At 66.3% G+C, this 19,316-nt stretch carries 7 protein-coding genes; 5 read left to right on the top strand and 2 right to left on the bottom strand.

The window, feature by feature from the left end; translation table 11 throughout:
• Nucleotides 1–258: 258 nt before the first annotated feature.
• From F2P44_RS12190 to F2P44_RS12170, 5 genes are all read left to right on the top strand, one after another.
• Nucleotides 259–2,445, top strand: a complete 2,187-nt coding sequence (locus tag F2P44_RS12190; protein ID WP_167086967.1) for a hypothetical protein — start codon at nucleotides 259–261, stop codon at nucleotides 2,443–2,445.
• Between the two features lie 132 nt (nucleotides 2,446–2,577).
• Nucleotides 2,578–4,575 (top strand): NHL repeat-containing protein, encoded by a 1,998-nt coding sequence (locus tag F2P44_RS34895; protein WP_187363295.1) that lies wholly within the window; start codon nucleotides 2,578–2,580, stop codon nucleotides 4,573–4,575.
• Nucleotides 4,576–4,784: 209 nt separating this feature from the next.
• Nucleotides 4,785–6,689: an NHL repeat-containing protein gene (locus tag F2P44_RS12180; RefSeq protein ID WP_167086966.1), complete on the top strand. Its 1,905-nt coding sequence runs from the start codon at nucleotides 4,785–4,787 to the stop codon at nucleotides 6,687–6,689.
• A gap of 121 nt (nucleotides 6,690–6,810) precedes the next feature.
• Complete coding sequence (ffh, locus tag F2P44_RS12175) at nucleotides 6,811–8,181, top strand: signal recognition particle protein (RefSeq protein ID WP_054268437.1); 1,371 nt, start codon at nucleotides 6,811–6,813, stop codon at nucleotides 8,179–8,181.
• A 384-nt stretch (nucleotides 8,182–8,565) separates the two neighbouring features.
• Entirely contained in the window at nucleotides 8,566–8,979 is a 414-nt protein-coding gene (locus F2P44_RS12170) for an SWIB/MDM2 domain-containing protein (protein WP_099875175.1), read from the top strand.
• 119 nt (nucleotides 8,980–9,098) lie between these two features.
• Here F2P44_RS12170 and F2P44_RS12165 read toward each other — a convergent pair whose 3' ends face one another.
• Nucleotides 9,099–18,152: a calcium-binding protein gene (locus F2P44_RS12165; RefSeq protein WP_167086965.1), complete on the bottom strand. Its 9,054-nt coding sequence runs from the start codon at nucleotides 18,150–18,152 to the stop codon at nucleotides 9,099–9,101.
• A complete protein-coding gene (locus F2P44_RS12160; RefSeq protein WP_167086964.1) occupies nucleotides 18,149–19,009 on the bottom strand; it encodes a hypothetical protein in 861 nt (286 codons plus the stop codon). The genes F2P44_RS12165 and F2P44_RS12160 overlap by 4 nt, the downstream gene beginning before the upstream one ends.
• Between the last annotated feature and the right edge of the window lie 307 nt (nucleotides 19,010–19,316).

Below are 19,316 nucleotides of genomic sequence, written 5' to 3'. Positions count from 1 at the left end.
AGTCGATAAAGTAGCGCGCGTGTCGTCATGCATGCCAACGAGCCGCCACCGGCCTCGGTACCCGACGCGGTACCCGGCGCGGTATCCGACGCGGTATCCGACGCGGTATCCGGCGCGGTATCCGAGGCCGTTGGCGCACGCTTTCATGCTTACCTCAGAGAAAGATAGCCCGGAGAGAAAGCAATGTCCAACGACTGGCGCAAGCTTTGCGCTGATAAGATGGCGCTCCCTCCGTGAAAGAAATCAATGAAACCCATTTTGCATAAGCGCATAGGCGCACCGTTGTTTTTCATGATGTTCGGCCTGGCTGCCATGAGCACGGCGCAAGCCGGCGAGCGCCGCTGCACGTTTTACGAAGACCCGTCGGCCGACGGCAACGTGTTCGAGCCGCCGCGCTGGCCGGGCAGCCTGACGCCGGGCATGTATGCCCAGCCCGGCATCGTGCGCGCCGGGCGCGACGATTTTTACCAGTTCATCGCCTGGCGCGCGCTGGCCGGCATGCCGCTCGACGCCGCCGCCCAGGAGCGCCTGCGCCCCTTCGACCCGTGCTGGCTGACCGAAACGAGCGAGCACCACGGCCACAATCCGCACAACGACGCCGCCCTCAAGCACGCGCTGGAAGGGTGGCAAACGGAACGCTTGCGCGGCGGCGGCCCCAAGCAGGCCGCGCTCGCCATCGCCGGCAAGGACAGTTCGGTGCTGAACTGCCCGGCGGACGCATTTCGCAACGCCACCCGCACCCTCGGCATTCGCCTCACCAACTACGGCGCCGACGCCACGCTGCGCGACTGGGTCGTGGGCCAGGACGCCGTGTTCGCCAACTGCGCCGCGCCCGGCGCGATGCCGGCCGATGCCCCGGCCGGCGCGCCCGACTGGCTGCGCATGGACCGCGCCTACCAGCAGGCGGCCGCCCACTTTTACCGCGGCGCCTACCCCGAGGCGGCCGCGCGCTTCGACGCCATCGCCCAGGACGCGGCATCGCCCTGGCGCGCCATCGCGCCCTACCTGGCCGCGCGCGCCGACGTGCGCGCCGCCAGCGCCGCCGACGACGGCAAGGCCGATGCGGCGCTGATGGCAAGCGCCTTGAAGCGCCTGGAGCCGCTGGCCGACGCCAGCACCGACACGCCGCTGCGCACCGATGCGCGCCGCCTGCGCCAATTGATCTTGCTGCGCACCGCGCCGGCGCAGGTACTGGCCCGGCTCGACACCGAACTGGGCAGCGCCGCCCCATCCGCCAATATCGGACAGGATGTACGCGATTACAGCTATGCCTGGCGCGCCACGGCGCCCGCCGAACGCGGCCAACTGGGCTATGGCGCCTGGCTGGCGGTCATGCGCAGCGCGCGCGCCGCCAACGCCTCGCCGGCCGAGGCGCTGCGCCAGTGGGAAGCGACCCAGCAATTGCCGTGGCTGGTGGCGGCGCTCACGCGCGCCACGCCGCAAGCGCCGCCGCCCGAAGCGCTGCTGACGGCCGCGCAAGCGCTGGCGCCCGCCTCGCCGGCCTACCTGACGGCGCGCTACCACCTGGCGCGCCTGGCCGCCAGCGACGCCGAGGCGGTCGCCATCGTCGACGCGGCGCTGGCCCTGCGGCCGGCGCTTGGCGCGGATGACGCCAACGCCTTCAAGCGCATCGGCCTGGCGCGCGCGCGCAACCTGGACGACGTCGGCCGCTTCATCGTGCGCAGCGGCGTGCTGCCGGTGCGCGGCGAAGCGCCGGCCGCCGCCATGGACGTGGCCGCCTTCCTCAACACCGGCCTGCCGCTGGACATGCTGGCCACCCTGGCGCAGCAAAAAAACCTGCCGCCCAAGCTGCGCGCCGAACTGGAAACGGTGGCCTGGACGCGCGCCCTGCCGCTCGCCCGGCCCGATGTGGCCACCCGCCTGGCGCCCGCCATCAAGGCGCGCTTTGCCGGTTCGGCCCCGCTGGTCGACCAGATGCTGGCCGAACCCAATCCGGCGCTGCGGCGCGGCATCAGCGCCATGCTGCTGGCGCGTTATCCGGGCATGGTTGCCAACGTCAGCCCGTTCATCGGCTACGAGGCCGACCCCACCAAATTCGCCCATCCGATCATGCGTGCCAGCAACAACCTCGAACGATCGCGCGAGAACTGGTGGCAGGTCTTCGCCGGCGGCAAGCCGACTTACGGCAAGAGCGTGCCGGCGCCCGCCGTGCCGACCTTCCTGGCGGCCGACGCGGCGGCCACCCTGCGCGCCGAACGCGCCACCCTGGCGGCCTTGCCGAGCGGCACCGACTACCTGGCCGGGCTGGTCATGGAGCACGCCACGCGCGAGCCGCGCGACGCGCGCCTGCCGCAGGCTCTGTCGATGCTGATCCGCGCCCACGGGGGCGACGCCAGGGGCCAATACACGGCTCCCATGTTCAAGCACTTGCACAAATACTTCACGCGCAACGAATGGGCCAAACGCACGCCGACCCACCGCTGAAGTCTCCCATCCTGATGAACCGGCGAGGCGTGCTGGCCGCAGCCAGCGCCACCATGCCTTGCTGATACACAACGTTACATCTTAATAAATATTTTCAGAATACACTCAATAAAAACTAACCAGGAGTCAACAATGAATTCACGCTCGTTTCAGCTGCGCCGCATGACCCTCCAGATGGGCGCCGCGGCGTTCCTGACCGCCTGCGGCGGCGGCGATGGACCGACGCCAACCCCGACGCCGACGCCAACACCAACACCAACGCCGACGCCAACACCAACGCCGACGCCAACACCAACGCCGACGCCCACGCCAACCCCGACACCAACCCCGACACCAACCCCGACACCACCCCAGACCTACCCCGGCCCAGTGCTGCCGGCAGGACTGACCCTGATCGCTGGCGACACCGGCAGCATGGTCACGGCGGACGGCACCGGCGTCGACGCCCGCTTCGGCTACATCCGCGACGCGCTGATCGACAGCAAGGGCACGGTGTACATCAGCGAGACCAGGATGGACAACCGTGGCATCTTCGTGGGGACCGGCCCGACGATCCGTGCGTTCGGACGGGACGGCGTGGTTCGTACCGTATTGTCCGCCCCGGTACCCGCCGATGAAAATCACGCGTCCCTCGATCCCACGGGCGCCGACCTGTCCTTTGACCGCGACGAGCAGATACGGGCAAGAGTCGGGCGCACGACTTACCTGATCCGGAAAGACGGCAGCACGACCCAGGTGCCGACCGAGCTCAACCCTACCTATCCCGACCAGTCCTTCATCGTCGGCAACGCGGCCGGCGTGCGTTACAGCATCAACTATAGCCGCGAGGGAGGGGGTACCTCGATCGCGCGCATCGGCGCCGACGGCAGCCTGACTGCGTTGGCGGGGAGCACCGTGCGCTCTTCGGAGCCGCGCGACGGCCAGGGCGCCGCGGCCCGCTTCGCCGCCCTCCGCGACGATGGCGTGGTGGTCGACCCGGCCGGCAATCTGTATCTGATCGACGCGGGGACGATACGCCGGGTCACGCCGGGCGGCCTGGTGACCACTTTGGCCGGCGTCGCCAATTCCACGGTGCCGGCCCAGGATGGCAGCGGCAGTGGCGCGTACTTCAACGAACCGCGATCGATCGTCATGCATGACGGCCAGCTGCTGGTGCTCGACAAGACAGGGCTGCGCCACGTCACCACCGGCGGCGTGGTCACAAGCGTCGGCCCCAAGCTGACGGACACGCCGCGCATGCTCTTCGCGACGGACACGCAGCGCCTGCTCTCCGACGGCCAGGGAAACGTGTACGCCATCCACCGAAGTCATGTTTCCCTGATTGTGCCCGATGGCGGCGCGTCGCTGTTTGCCGGCAAGCCCGACCTGTCCAGGTTGCCTGTGGACGGCATCGGCGCCGCCGCCCGCCTGGTGCGCCCGAAGTTCATGACGGCCGACAGCGCGGGCAACCTGTTCTTCGTCGAACAGCAACACATCGGCTACCGCTACGCCGGCTATGAGGAGGCCGGGGTGTACCTGCGCAAGGTGGCGCCGGACGGCACCACGACCAGCACCGTGACGTACGGAGGTTATCCGAGCGGCATCGCGGCGGACAGGGCGGGGAATGTGTATGTCTCGACCTTGCGTTACCTTCCACCAACCCATGCAGCGGGCCCGGAGCGTGGCGCCGTCATTCACAAGGTGGGCAGCGACGGCGTCTGGAGCGTGTTCGCCGGCGTCGATACCGAAAAAGGCGGGCAGGATGGCTTCGGCGCCGCCGCCCGCTTCAACGCGCCGTCGATTCTGGGCTTCGACCATGCGGGCGATCTGTATGTACAGGACGAGGGCAATGGCTACCGCCGCATCAGCCCGGCCGGCGCCGTGACCACGGTTGCCGCCGTGCCGCCGGAAGTGGGCCACATCACTGACGACGCCGGCAACCGCTACGTCGCCGACAGCGAGCAGAGCACGATATCGCGGATCAGCGCGGCCGGCGTCTCCAGCATCGTAGCGGGCATCCCCGGCCGCGCCGCCACGGTGCTCGGCCCCCTGCCCGGCAGCGTCGAACATCCGCGCGGACTGGTGCGGATCGGCATCAACAGCTACGCCTTCATCTCTGGCAGCGCCATCGTCAGGCTGGCGCTGCCGTAAACGGCGTACCGGCACCCGTTTACCTGGCCGGCCTGGTCATGGAACAATACCGCGCGCGCGCCGCGCGGTGCGCGCCTGCGCTGCCATCCTGATGAACGAACGAGGCATCGTGGCCGCGGCAAGCGCCCACGATGCATTCCCGATACACAACATTACATATTAATAAACATTTTCAGAATACACTTGTTAAAACCAACCAGGAGTTAACAATGAATTCACGCTCGTTTCAGCTGCGCCGCATGACCCTCCAGATGGGCGCCGCGGCGTTCCTGAGCGCCTGCGGCGGCGGCGATGGACCGACGCCAACACCGACGCCGACACCGACGCCGACACCGACGCCAACGCCCACGCCAACCTACCCCGGCCCGGCACTGCCGGCAGGCCTGACCCTGATCGCCGGCGACACCGGCAGCATGGTGCGCGCCGACGGGATCAGGCAAGACGCCCGCTTCGAGGCCATCGCCGACGCCGAGATCGACAGCAAGGGCACCCTGTACATCAGCGATCAAAAGCGCGACAACACCGGTGGCTACTATTTTTTCGGCTATGCGATCCGCAGCGTGGGACGCGATGGCACGGTGCGCACCGTGTACACCCACTCGTTCGACAACAATCCCGGCGCCACGCTCATCCCTGGCGACCCCAGGGTGTCGATCGACGCCCGCGACCAGGTGTTTTTCACCAACCTGAGCCAGACCTATTTGCTGGGCCAGGATGGCATGGCGACGCCGCTGCCCTTCGGCCAGGGGGGCGAGCGCGTGGTCACCAGCGCCGCCGGCATCAGTTACCGCATCACCTACAGTACCATCTCGCGCATCGAGGCCGACGGCAGCGTCACCTTGCTGGCCGGCGCCGACATCACGATACCCCTGGCCAGCGGCGCGATACCCCTGGCCAGCGGCGATCCCGCCTTCCCCGGTCCGGTGGACGGCCCGGGCCGCACTGCCCGCTTCAAGTTCATCCGCCCCGAGACCGTCGTGCTCGACCCGGCCGGCAACCTGTACCTGGCCGACGCGTCGATGCTGCGCAAGGTCACGCCGCAAGGCGTGGTCAGCACCCTGGCCGGTGCCGACGATACCGCAGCCGCGCGCGACGGCACGGGCAGTGCCGCCCGCTTCACCGAGCCGGCCGGCATGGCGTACAAGGGCGGCCTGCTGCTGGTGATCGACAACGGCGTGCTGCGCCGCGTGAGCCTGGCCGGCGTGGTCACCACCAGCACGACCACGCTGCCGAACGCACGCGTGCTGCGGGCGGACCGCGACGGCACCGTGTATGTGGTCTTCCCCGACCACATTGCGACCCTGGGCGACGATGGCCAGGTGACCTTGTTTGCCGGCAAACCCAACCTGTCGGAAACCTCCGTGGACGGCATCGGCGCGGCCGCCCGCCTGCGCGGCCCGCAATGGCTGACGGCCGATCCGTCCGGCAACCTGTACGCCATCGAACGGCAAACGCTCGGCTACCGCAGTACCGGCCCCTATATCAACAGCGGCGTCAACTTGCGCAAGATCGCGCCGGACGGCAGCGTCACCAGCCGCTTCCTCGCCGCCGGCCTGCCCAGCGGCATCGCGGCCGACAAGGCCGGCAATGTGTATGTCTCGACCCACTGGTACAACTCGGTCAACCCCGGCGCCGCACGGGCCGGACGCGCCATCCACAAGCTCGGCCCGGATGGCACGTGGACCGTGTTTGCCGGCCTCGATGCCGGTCCGGATGAGAAAACCGACGGCACCGGCGCCGCCGCCAGGTTCAGCGCGCCGCGCATTCTCGGCTTCGACAAGGCCGGCGACCTGTACGTGGAAGATGCCGGCCCGGTGATCCGGCGCATCACGCCCGCCGCGCTGGTCACCACGGTCGCCAGCGCGCCTGCGGAAGTGGGCCAGGTGCTGGACGACGCAGGCAACCGCTACGCCGCAGACACGGCGCACAGCACGATCCTGAAAATCGTCCCAAGCGGCGCATCGAGCATCGTGGCCGGCACGCCGGACCGCGCGGCGACCGTGCCCGGCCCCCTGCCCGGCGCCGTCGAATACCCGAAGGGCCTGGTGCGGATCGGCATCAACAGCTACGCGTTTATTTCAGGCAACGCCATCGTCAGGCTGGCGCTGCCGTAATCGGGCGCGCGCGGTGTGAGGAGAGCGGCCCGGTGGCCGGTCTTTTTTCGTTGTGACTAGGGTAAAATGACGCCACAACCGGCACTCGCCGGCATCGCCCTATATATTAGTCAGGTCTGCCATGCTAGATAACTTAACCCAACGCCTTGCCAAGGTCGTCAAGACCATGCGCGGTGAGGCGCGTCTGACCGAATCGAATACCGCCGAGATGCTGCGCGAAGTGCGCCTGGCCCTGCTCGAAGCCGACGTGGCCCTGCCCGCCGTGCGCGAGTTCATCAGCCGCGTCAAGGAAAAAGCCCTCGGCGAAGAAGTCATGGCCTCGCTCAGCCCGGGCCAGGCCCTGGTCGGCGTGGTCCAGCGCGAGCTGGGCGCACTGATGGGCGCGGACCTGGGTCCGGAAGCGTCGCAGCTGAGCTTTGCGCAGCAGCCGCCGGCGATCATCCTGATGGCCGGTTTGCAGGGCGTGGGTAAAACCACCACCGTCGGCAAGCTGGCCAAGTACCTCAAGGAAGAGAAAAAGAAGAAGGTCCTGACCGTCTCGGCCGACGTCTACCGTCCGGCCGCGATCGCCCAGCTCGAATCGGTGACCAAGCAGGTCGGCGCCGACTTCTTCCCGTCCGCCGCCACCGACAAGCCGGTCGACATCGCCCTGGCCGCGCTGGACTGGGCCCGCAAGCACTACCACGACGTCTTGATCATCGATACCGCCGGCCGCCTGGGTATTGACGAAGCGATGATGCAGGAAATCTCCGCCGTGCACGCGGCGGTCAACCCGATCGAAACGCTGTTCGTGGTCGACGCCATGCTGGGCCAGGATGCGATCAACACGGCCAAGGCCTTCAACGACGCGCTGCCGCTGACCGGTATCGTGCTAACCAAGCTCGATGGCGACTCGCGCGGTGGCGCGGCGCTGTCGGTGCGTCACATTACCGGCAAGCCCATCAAGTTTGCCGGCGTGTCCGAAAAACTCGACGGCCTGGAAGCGTTCGACGCCCAGCGCATGGCCAACCGTATCCTGGGCATGGGCGACATCCTGGCGCTGGTGGAAGAAGCGCGCAAGGGCGTCGACAGCAAGGCCGCGGCCGACCTGGCCAACAAGATCAAGGTTGGCGGGCGCTTCGACATGAACGACTTCAAGTCGCAGCTGGGGCAGATGAAGAAAATGGGCGGCATGTCGAGCCTGATCGACAAGCTGCCGGCGCAATTCCAGCAAGCGGCCGGCGGTGCCAACATGGACCAGGCCGACAAGCAGGTGCGGCGCATGGTCGGCATCATCGATTCGATGACGCCGCAGGAACGCGCCAAGCCGGAACTGATCAAGGCCACGCGCAAGCGCCGCATCGCCGCCGGCGCCGGCGTGCAGGTGCAGGAAGTGAACCGCATGCTGGCCCAGTACGACCAGATGCAAGCCATGATGAAGAAATTCAAAGGCGGCGGCATGATGAAAATGATGCGCTCGATGAAGGGCATGATGCCGGGCGGGATGCGCTAAGCGCACCTCGTCTCCACATCGTTTCTTCCGACCGACGCCCCTGAAACCGTCGCCCCCGCGCCAAGGCGGCACTCGGCGGGGGCCCAAGTTCGTCGCTGATCCGCTAACTTGGGGGGAACGCATGCGTTCCCGCCGAGTGCCGCCTTGGCGCGGGAAGTCGGTTCCGCCAGTGGCGGGACCGACGACTCACCGGTTCCGGGCACAATCCCCCTGCACCATCCCCCGCCCCATCAAAAACCGCCTTCCGGGCCGTAGTTCTGGCTTTTCCCTATGAAAACGCCGAAAAATTCTTGAAAAACACTTGCGTCATCGGTAAATCCCCACCAATATAAGCCGTGCGATGAATTGCGCAATTTCCCATGTGTTCGTTAAGGAGGCTTGAAGATGGCAACAGCCAAAAAAACCCCAGCAGCAGCGCCAGCAAAAAAGGCCGCCGCAGCTAAGCCGGCCGCAGCGGCAAAGCCAGCAGCAGCGAAGAAAGCTGCTCCAGCAAAAGCTGCAGCCGCACCAAAAGCAGCAGCCGCAAAAAAACCTGCAGCAGCCCCACGCAAGCCGAACGCCGCTTTCATGAAGGCGATGACTCCGTCCGCCGTCCTGGCAGCCGTGGTTGGCGCAACGCCGCTGCCACGCACCGAAGTCACCAAGAAAGTCTGGGACTACATCAAGAAGCTCGATCTGCAAGACGCGGCCAACCGCCGCATGATCAATGCCGACGACAAGCTCAAAGCAGTTTTTGGCGGCAAAGCACAGGTATCGATGTTTGAAATGACCAAACTCATTTCCGACCATCTGAAATAAAAAACAGATTGCTCGTCCAAGCCTGATTACAAAAAGCCCCGGTGTCACAACCGGGGCTTTTTGTTTTTCCAGCCCGTGTCATGCGGCAGGCGCCGGACATGATGTCCGGCGCCGCACCGTTACGCCAGCCGTGGCGTCAAGTCCTGCAAGGCGCTACCGGCCTGCAAGTTCTGGACCGCCGCACCGAATGGCGCCGCCGCCAGCAAGGCGTCCGCCGGCGCCAGCGACAAGGCCGCCAGATTGCCATTTTTGGCGTACTGGTAAGCCAGGTCGCCGCCGATGGCCGCCGTATCGCTGCCGCCCAGGTGAAAGCCCAGCAGCGAGGACGACAAGGCCCAGCTGGTCAAGGCCGGATTGGCCTGGCGCGCCTGGTCGAAGGCCGTTGCCAGCCCATCGAAATTGAAGCGCTCGATCTTCTTGTTGTTGATCGCACTGGCCGATGCCGCGTTGTAGTCGCTGGTGCCCTCGATCACCACCTGCAGATTGGCCACGTTGCGGTTGTTGGCACTCAGGTACCAATCCTTGAAGCTGAGCTGCTCGCTGGTCCCGGTGACCAGCACCAGATCGTTGCCGGCCTTCTTGAACAGCAAGTCCGCATACTTGACACCTTTGCCCAGCGACAGCGTGTTGTCCTTGCCGCTGCTGGCCGCGACCGTATCCTGGCCATCGCCGCGGTTAAACGCAATGATGTCGGCGCCAGTCGAGGTGACGATGCTGTCGTTGCCGGTGCCGCCGATGAACAGCTCGTTGCCGCTGCCACCGGTCAGGCTATCGATGCCGGCGCCGCCATCGAACACGTTCTTGCCGACCGTGTCGTTCAAGGTATCGGCGCCCTCCCCGCCCTGCAGGATATCGTTGCCGTCCGCACCGGCCAGGACATTGGCGGCGCTATTGCCGATAATCAGGTTGTCGAGCAGGTTGCCGCTGCCATTGATGAGCAGGGTGCCCGTCAGGCTCAGCGCTTCGACGTTGGGGCCGAGCGCATGGGTCACGCCGGAGAACACCTGGTCCATGCCTTCGCCGGCGTTTTCGGTGACGCTGTCGGTGCTGTTGTCGAGCACGTACATATCGTTGCCGGTGCCGCCGGCGAGCTTGTCCGCCCCCGCGCCGCCATCGAGCCGGTCGTCGCCGGCGCCGCCGTTGAGGGTATCGTTGCCGCCCAGGCCATTGAGGCTATCGTTGCCGGCGCCACCGTTGAGCAGGTCGGCATTCGCGCTACCGTTGAGCACCTGGTTCTTCACGCTGACCACCAGGTCGAACACGTCGGACACGCTCAGGCTGCCGCTGTCGGTGGCGGCCAGGCGCACGCTGACGGTGCCGCTGGCCGGCGGCGTGCCGCTGAAGGCGCGCGTGGCCGGATTGAAAGCCAGCCAGGCCGGCAGTGCGCCGCCGTCGGCCAGGGTGGCCGTGTAAGCGAGCTTGTCGCCCGCATCCGGATCGGTAAACGCTGCCGAAGGCACGGTCCAGGCGAACGGCGTGCCCGGCGACGCGGCCTGGTCGGCCAGCGGCGCGGCCAGCACCGGGGCCCGGTTGGCTGCGCCGACCACCAGGTTGACGCCTTGCCCGGCGCCATTGCCGGCGCTGTCGGTGCCCCACAGCTGGAACTGGAGCGTGCCGATATTGCCGGCCGCTGGCGTCCCCGACAGCACGCGCGTCACCGGGTCGAACCTCAGCCAGGAAGGCAGCGCCGCGCCGCCGGCCATCTTGACGCTGTAGGTGACCGTATCCCACGCGTCCGGGTCGGTCACGGTATCGACCGGCACCGTGTAGCTGAACAGGGTATTGGCCTTGGCCTGCAAGGTCGGCAGATAGCTCTTGACCGTCGGCGGGCTGTTGCTGCCGGCCCGGTCGAGCATCAGCTGGACTTTGGCCTGGTCCCACACCGCGCCGCCGGCGAAGGCGATCTTGTCGAGCTTGCCGTCGGTGGCGGCGCCGTTGCCATCCTGGCCGGTGGCGAAGTAGCCCATCAGGGCCACCTGGTCGGTGCCGCCCTTGAGCATCAGGAACACGTCGTTGCCCTGCTTCATGGCCGATACATCGGTTTCCAGGATGCCGGCGCCGAAGCGCAGGATATCGATGGCGCCCGCGATATCGGTATTCTTGATGGTGTCCTTGCCATCGCCCTTCTCGAACACATACACGTCGTCGCCGGCGCCGCCGTCGAGGTAATCGCTACCCTTGGCGCCGGTGAGCACGTTATTGCCAGCGTTGCCCCACAGGCCGTTGGCCAGTGCGTTGCCGGTGGCGGTGAATGCCTCGTCGCCGTTGAGCGCCAGGCGTTCGAGGTTCTCGCCCAGGGTCCAGCTGAGATTGGCGCGCACGAAGTCGTCGCCCTGGCCGGCCAGCTCCTCGATGCGGTCGCCCTCATCGTCGACTTCGTAGTAATCGTCACCCGCCCCGCCGACCAGCAAGTCCAGCCCTTCGCGGCCAAACATGGCATCCTTGCCCAGGCCGCCGATCAGGGTATCGTTGCCCTCCAGTCCCAGCAGGTTGTTGTCGGCATCGTTGCCGGTGATGAGGTTATCGAGCTCGTTGCCGTTGCCGCGCACCGCCTCGCCCACCAGGGTCAGGTTGTCGACACCGTTGGCCAGGATATAGGTCGTGTCGTAGCTGCGGATGATGGTGTCGGTACCCTCGTCGAGCGCTTCGTTGACCTCGTCGCTCTCGCTGTCGGTCAGGTAGGTATCGTTGCCAAGCCCGCCGCTCATGGTGTCGGCGCCGGCGCCGCCATCGAGGCGGTTATTGCCCTCGTTGCCGCGCAAGGTATTGCCGGCCTCGTTGCCGCTGCCATCGACATCCAGGCTGCCGGTCAGGACCAGGCCTTCGAGGTCGCTCGCCAGGGTGTAGCTCAGGCCGGTTTCGACGGTATCGAAGCCGGCCTCGCCAGCTTCGACGATCTGGTCGGCCAGGGTATCGACCACGTAATAGTCGTTGCCCTGCCCGCCATCGAGCGTATCGGCACCGGCAGCGCCATCGAGGCGGTTGTCGTAATGATTGCCGGTGAGGCGGTTGGCGAGCGCATTGCCGCGCCCGTCGATGGCACCGGTGTTTTCCAGCACCAGCGTTTCGATGTTGTCCCCCAGCGCAAACGTGGCGCTGGCCCTGACCGTGTCCTGGCCCTCGCCCGCCGCTTCGACCGCCAGGTCGGTGCTGGCGTCGACGATGAAGACATCGTTGCCCAGGCCGCCGATGAGCACATCGTTGCCAGCCCCGCCGTCGAGCCAGTCGTCGCCGGCGCCGCCATCGAGGGCATTGACCGAGGCATTGCCAAGCAGGGTGTTGGCGAGCGCATTGCCGATGCCGTCGGCGGCGCCGGCGAGCGCGTCGAGCTCCAGGATCTCTACGTTCGCCGGCAAGGTCGTGCTGACCGAGGCGCGCACCGTGTCCATGCCTTCGCCCGGCAGTTCGAGCACGACGTCGGCCGTGCTTTGCGCCAGGTACAGGTCGTCGCCGGCGCCGCCGCTGGCGCTGTCGTCGCCCAGGCCGCCGTCGAGCGTGTCGTTGCCGGCGTCGCCGCGCAGCTGGTCGTCGCCCGCCTGGCCCAGCAGCAGATCGTGGCCGGCACCGCCGCCCAGCGTATCGGCGCCATCGCCGCCATCGATGCGGTCGTCGCCGCCGGCGCCATTGATGCTGTCGGCCTTGGTGTAGCCGGCAATGAGGTCATTGCCTTCGGTCGGCAGCAAAGCCTGTTCGAGGATCGCGGCCAGGTTCCACAGCGTGCCGTCCTGGAACGCAATCTGCTCGATGCGGCGCCCGGTGCCCGCTTCCTTTTCGAAAAATCCCGGTACGCTCAGGCTGTCGCCGCTGCCTTTCAATTGCAGCTGCAAGTCGTCATTGACGCGGGCGATGCGCACGCCGGCGGGGGTGACCCCGGCGCCAAGGCGGATCGTGTCGGTCTTGCCGGGCGTATTGTCATATTCACTGACCAGGTCCTGGCCGCCGCCGCTGCCGAACAGGAACACGTCGTTGCCCGCGCCGCCCATCAGGCTATCGTTGCCGGCGCCACCGTCGAGCGTGTCGTCGCCCTCCTCGCCGGACAGCTGATCGTCGCCGCTGCCGCCATCGAGCGCATCGGCGCCGCCATAGCCGGACAAGCTATCGTTGCCGCCCGCGCCAGCGAGCTGGTCGGCCGTCTCGTAGCCCGTGAGTTGATCGTTGCCGCCCGTGCCGAGCAGCACGCGGCGCTTGACCTCGGCCACGTCCCACAGCTCGCCGCCGGCAAATTCGATGCGCTCGACCCGGTTGCGCTGGCCATTGAAATAGTCTTCGATCGTCACCGTGTCGGCGCCGCCGCCCACGCTGAGCACCAGCGCATTGCCGACCCGCTGGGCGCTGGTGTTGGCCACCGTCACATTGGCGCCGAAGCGCAGCACATCGACCTCGCCCTCCGTGCTTTCCGTGTCGCGCAGCACATCCTTGCCATCGCCGCCCGCGAACTGGTACAGGTCGGCGCCACCGGCACCGTCGAGCAGATCGTCGCCCGCCCCGCCCTGCAAGACATCGTCGCCGGCGCCGCCCGCCAGGCTGTCGTTGCCGGCGCCGCCGTTCAAGCTGTCGTGCCCCGCGCCACCGAGCAAGGTATCGTTGCCGCCGGCGCCGGCAATGCTGTCGTCGCCGGGGAAACCGGCCAGCAGGTCGGCCTGGTCGGTCGGCGCCAGCACGCGCTGCTTGACCGCGGCCGCGTCCCACACCACCCCGTCGGCAAATTCGATCCGTTCGAGCTGGGTGACGAGCTGCGTGTCGTAGGTAAAGAAGCCGTTGACCTTGACGCTGTCGCCGCTGCCGAAATCGAGCACCAGATCGTCGCCGACGTGGCGCGCGAGCGTGGTCGAAGCGCTGATGCCGCTGCCCAGGCGCAGCACATCGACCATGCCGTCGGCATACCAGCCATTGTTGTCGGTGATGGTATCGCGTCCATCGCCGCGCTTGAAGACATACACGTCGCTGCCGATGCTGCCGTCGAGCACATCGTCACCGCGCCCGCCTTCGAGGGTATCGTCGCCGCCGTAGCCGAAGATGGTGTCATTGCCGGCCAGGCCGGCCAGGGCTTCGTTGATCTCGTAACCGTAGATGGCGTCGGCCTGTTCGGTGGCGATGCCGACCAGGGTCTTGACCTTGGCCACCGACCACACGGTCTGGTCGGCGAAAACGATCTGGTCGACCTCGTTGCCGCCGGCGCCATCGCGGTAGAAGTAATCCTTGATCGTCACCTTATCGGCGCCGCCGAAGGCCAACACCAGGCTGGCGCCTTCGCGCCGCGCCACGGTGCCGGCCGGGGTCAGGCCGGCGCCCAGGCGCAGCGTGACCAGCTTGCCGGCGCCGGGCTCGTAGGTATGGATCGCATCGCTGCCATCGGCGCGGTTGAACAGGAACACATCGTTGCCGCCGCCGCCTTCGAGCATGTCGTCGCCCGTCCCGCCGTGCAAGGTATCGTTGCCGCCCCGGCCATCGAGCGTATCGTTGCCGGCCAGCCCGCTCAGGACGTCAGCGCTGGCGGCATAGCCGTACAGCGCCTCGTCGCCGGCGGTGGCCACCAGCACCATGGCCTTGATCTTGTCGATCTCCCACAGCGTGCCATCCTGGAACTCGACGCGCTCGATTTGCAGGTAACCCAAGGCATCGTTGTGGAAGAACTGGCGCACCGTGACCGATTCTTCCTCGCTAAAGCGCAGCACCAGGTCGGTGCCGACGCGGCGCGCCTGGGTGGCGCCCGGCAGGAAACCGGCGCCCAGGCGCAGGGTGTCGATGGTCTGGTCGCCATTGTCCTGGTCATGGATGATTTCATGGCCATCGCCGCGTTCGTACAGATAGACATCGGCGCCGGCGCCGCCTTCGAGCAAGTCGTCGCCCTTGCCGCCGTGCAGCAAGTCGTTGCCGCCGAGGCCGCTCAAGGTATCGTTGCCGGCCCCGCCATCGATCCAGTCGCCGCGCTGGGCTTCACCTTGCAGCACATTCTTGCCGCGGTTGCCCAGGAGCATGCCGCCGTCCAGCGCATAGCCCACCGGCGTCGGATACGGCAGTTGCGCGCCGATCGCGCGCAAACGTTCGACCTCGAGCGGCGCACCGTCCGCTTGCAGGCGCGCCAGCAGGCGCGCCATGCTCACGGTATCGTCGTAGCTGGTGCTTTGCGCCAGTTTCAGCGCCAGGCTGTTGTTCAGGCGCGCCGGATCGAAGGCATCGAAACGGTCCTGGTCGACCGAGTAAAACACGCCATCGAGCCAGCCCTTGTCGAAGGCCTGGGCGGAAAAACTGAGCGCCATGCGGTCGGCGATGAAGCCGAAGCGTTCGGCGATATAGCTCTCGTCGAAGGTGGTGCGCCAGGGCGTATAGAAGGAATTGCTTTCGATGAGTTTCTTGCTGATATCGACGCCCGCCAGCGATTCGAGCATCCACACCTTGTCCATGGTGCTCAGTTCGCCACTGCGCACGCGGCCCTGGCGCACATAGGCCGCGTCCAGGCCGGTCCACTTGGCCATCAACTGGTCGATCTCGTCGCTGACGGCGGCCTTGCCGCTCCCGGCCAGCGCGCTGACATAGGCGCGCAACTCCAGGTTTTCCTGGATCGCATACGACAGGTCGCGCACGGCGCCGAAACCGCGCAGGCGCGGCAGCATCGCCACCTCGCTGTCGAGTTCGAGCTGTTCGTCCAGATGGCGGGCCGGATTCGAATCGGTCAGCGCAAAGTTGACCGCCAGCTCGATATCGGCCACCAGCCGGGCCTGGCCATCCTGGACAAACTCGCCCTGGGCGATGATGCGGTTATCGTTGCTGGCGATGGCCACCTTGGCCGATTCGGTGCCGATCGCGGTGATGCCCAGCTGGTCCAGCGTTTTCAGCTCGCCGGCCTGGGAAATGCCATCCTGGTTGGCATCCTGCCAGACCAGCAGTTCGCTGAACTTGGCGTCGCGGCGGTCGATCACGCCGTCGAGGTTGCCGTCGAAACGGCGCTTCAGGCTACTGAAACCATCTTCCTGGGCATTGCCGAACAGCTCGGACAGATTGTCGACGAAGCGGTTCTTGTTTTCGTCGGACACCAGCATGCCGTCCGCCGGGCTGATCCAGCCGGTGCGCTCGGCGATCGCATCGCTGTTGAAATCGAAGTACACGCTCGACTGGTCGGAGCCGACCGAATTGATCAGGCCATCGTGGTTCAGGTCCAGCACCAGTGGATCGACGCGGGCGCGGGTGCGGTTCGGATCGAACGGCGGCTTGGTCGGCACTTCCTTGTCGGTTTCCGACAGATAGATCTCGAGCTGGCCGTTGGACCAGTTCTCGATGGTCAGCGCGCCCTCCGGGCCCTTGACCAGCAGGGTCGAGCCCTGCTGGGTGTAGGAGATCTTTTTATCCCACGAATAGTAGACCGTCTCGCCCTTCTTGCGCCAGGCGCCATCGATATAGCGGCGCACGAAACGTACCGTTCCCTGGCCATCGCTGTCGCGGATGGTGTCGCCCCCGGCCGTGTGGTAAAAGTCGAAGCCGGCGCCGCCTTCGAGCGTGTCCGAACCCTGGGTATCCCACTTGTCGGTGGCGCCCTTGAGCACATCGTTGCCGCTGCCGCCTTGCAGGGAATCGTTATCGGCCTGGCCATCGAGGGTATCGTTGCCATCGCCCCCGATCAGGGTATCCTTGCCCTTGCCGCCGAGCAGCTTGTCGTTATCGCCGCCGCCGTCGAGCGTGTCGGCGCCGATGCCGCCGTCGAGCGTGTCGTTGCCCTCGCTACCGGAGAGCTGGTCGTCGCCGCTGCCGCCTTCCATATAATCCTTGCCCTTGCCGCCCGTCAGGACATCGTTGCCGGCCATGCCATACAGGTGGTCGTCGCCCTCGCTGTAGCCGGGCGCGTCGCCCGCAGCGGCGCCGAAGATGGTCTTATGATTCAGGGAGGAAGGGGTGAGGCGGCGGTCGGTCTTCAGATCGAGGAACAGGCGGTCGCCGGCCGGCGTGTCGGCACCGTCGGTCTTGTTATCGGCGAGCACCGCCACCAGCATCGCCGCCCGGTCTTTCAGGTAATTCTCGGTCAGCTGGCCGTTGCCGGTTTCTTCGTTGAAAACATCGAGCTCGCCGTCGTTATTGAAGGGCGCATAGTTGGCGCCCACCACGGCGAACGGCAGCATTTCGCGCAGCGCGTAGCGGATCGCGATCGCCTCGCCGCTCGAACCGGGTACATTGGCGCGCGCGGCGATGGCCTCGCTGCTCAAGCCAACCAGGTTGACCAGCTTCAGCGAGCCATTGAGCTTGGTGCGCACTTCATTGATCGCCGTTTGCATGACCGCGGTGTTAGCGTACACCAGGTCGGGCGGCGTGGGCGCTACCTCGGCGCCGGCGAGGATGGTGCGCAAGCTGTCCACCACTTTTTCCAGCGATTCGAGCGGCTTGTGCGAGGCCGCGTCAAGAATCTTGCGCGCGTCGACCAGGGTCAGCGCCGGGTCCATCCGCTCCAGCAATTCAGCCACGGCCAGCGATTGATTGAGCAAGTCGAGACTGTGGTTCGATACTGGCTGGTTCTCGATAAAGACCGGCAGCTGCTGCCCAAGGGCCTTGGTGAATATCCCTCCGGCACCGGAAATGATCTCGACACCGGCGTCGCCGTACACATGGGTGATTTTTGCGCCCACGGCGGATGGCGTATTCCCGTTGAGCAGGATATACGGCACGCTGATGCCGGGCGCTTCGAAAATGACGGCCTTGTCGACGTTCTCCAGATGACTGGCGGTAAACGCCGTGGCCAGGTGGCCGCCGAGCGAATCGCCGGTGACGTCGAAGGTGGTGCCGGCGGGCAGTTTGGCGCCGTCGGCGGCGAACAGCTTCTTATAAAAGGTAGCGAGTGCAAGAATTTGCGCGCCGGCCAGGCCGGTCTGGAAGATGGCCACATCGGCGGCGAGGTCGCGCAAGTCGCCCGAGGTCGCGCTGGCCAGTTCGGTGCCGCGGAAGGCGATCACCAGCTTGCCGGTCGCCGTGGTCCGGAACACCGAAGCGGCAAAGCCCGAGTCATCCGAATAATGGTAGACCAGCGAATAATGCTGCGTCACTTCCTTGGCGTGCTCGTCGCTGGCAAACTCGAAGACGATATGGTTGCTTTTGCTTTGCAAATCGGCTTCGGACATGCTCGATCCGGCGAATTCGGTATAGGCGGCGCGGGCCAGCATGGAAAGCTGATAGGTCTCTTTGATATTCACTGTCTACCTTTACTGGTTAAAATAGCTTCGATAAGTCCCTGGGCGCCGGAAGCGAAACGGCTGCCGCAAAAGTCATAGGGTGTATTGCTGTCGTACGGCGCCGGCGCCTCGGGAAACGCGGCCCGGTTGCGCCATCCGCCGACATACGCGTACGTCACCGCGCGTGCCACCAGGGTGCCCGTGGCGCGCTCGGTCATGGTCCAGCGCATGGCGCACAGACGGAACGTGGCCGCCGGCTGGGCGCACGGTTCCATCCTGTGTTCGAGCAGATAGGGGCTGGTGAAGGCATCGATGCGGCGGGCGCGGAAACACGTGCGCGGCAGCGGCAAGACCGGGCCGGGCGCGGCGCTGCATAGATTGTCGACCCGGTAGTAACCCGGCGCGGCCGGCTGGCCGTCGAGCGTCAGGGGCTGGGGCGCATTGCGCCCGCGGAAAGGTCCACCATCGACAGCGGCTGCGACGCTCGCCGAATCGAATTGAAACTCCACATACGCCAGTTGCTTGCCCACATGGTTAGCGGTATAGGTGGCGGCGATATCGACAATGTCGCCGCTGCCGCCGATGCCGGCCGGGTGCACGGCCAGGCTGTCGAGCCGGTCGAGGTGACGGGCAATCTGGTCGCCGCCGTCGGCCCGGCAGGCGGGCCTGACATAGCGCCACTCGCCGTACAGGCGGTCGATATTGACCAGCCAGTAGGCGGCAACCGGGGCGCCGAGCATCCCGGCCGTGGCCAGTGCGCGCGCCAGCGGCCCCGCACGCCCGCGCGCGGCGCGCCGGATGCAGAACCACAGGACCAGCGTGACGGCGCCGTAGCAAAGCAGGCCGACCAGCGGATCATGGCCGAAAAACGGCTTCATGCGCAGCAACCGAATGCGGCCGGCACGGCCGCTAGCAGCGGTAATGCGGGAGAAAAGTGGTGCCGGTGCGCTACGCCAATTCCTTGCCCCACCGTGAAAAATGTTTGCTTGCGGATTGCTTGTGGGTTCATGCGGAAAAAGGCCTCGGCCGATTGGCAATATCGGCTGATATTTACATGAAAATATAGCTCAAAAGCTACATTTTCGCTACGGAATTATTGCCCGTTTTATACAACCATTATTTTCCCCACAGCATCGGGATAAAAAAAAGCCCCACTCTCGCGAGCGGGGCCGGGATGGGGCAGCG

It is taken from the genome of Massilia frigida, from assembly GCF_011682175.1.
Classification (GTDB): Bacteria; Pseudomonadota; Gammaproteobacteria; order Burkholderiales; family Burkholderiaceae_D; genus Telluria_A; species Telluria_A frigida.
Note: the sequence above shows the minus strand (reverse complement) of the source record. Positions and strands in the feature narration are given on the sequence as shown.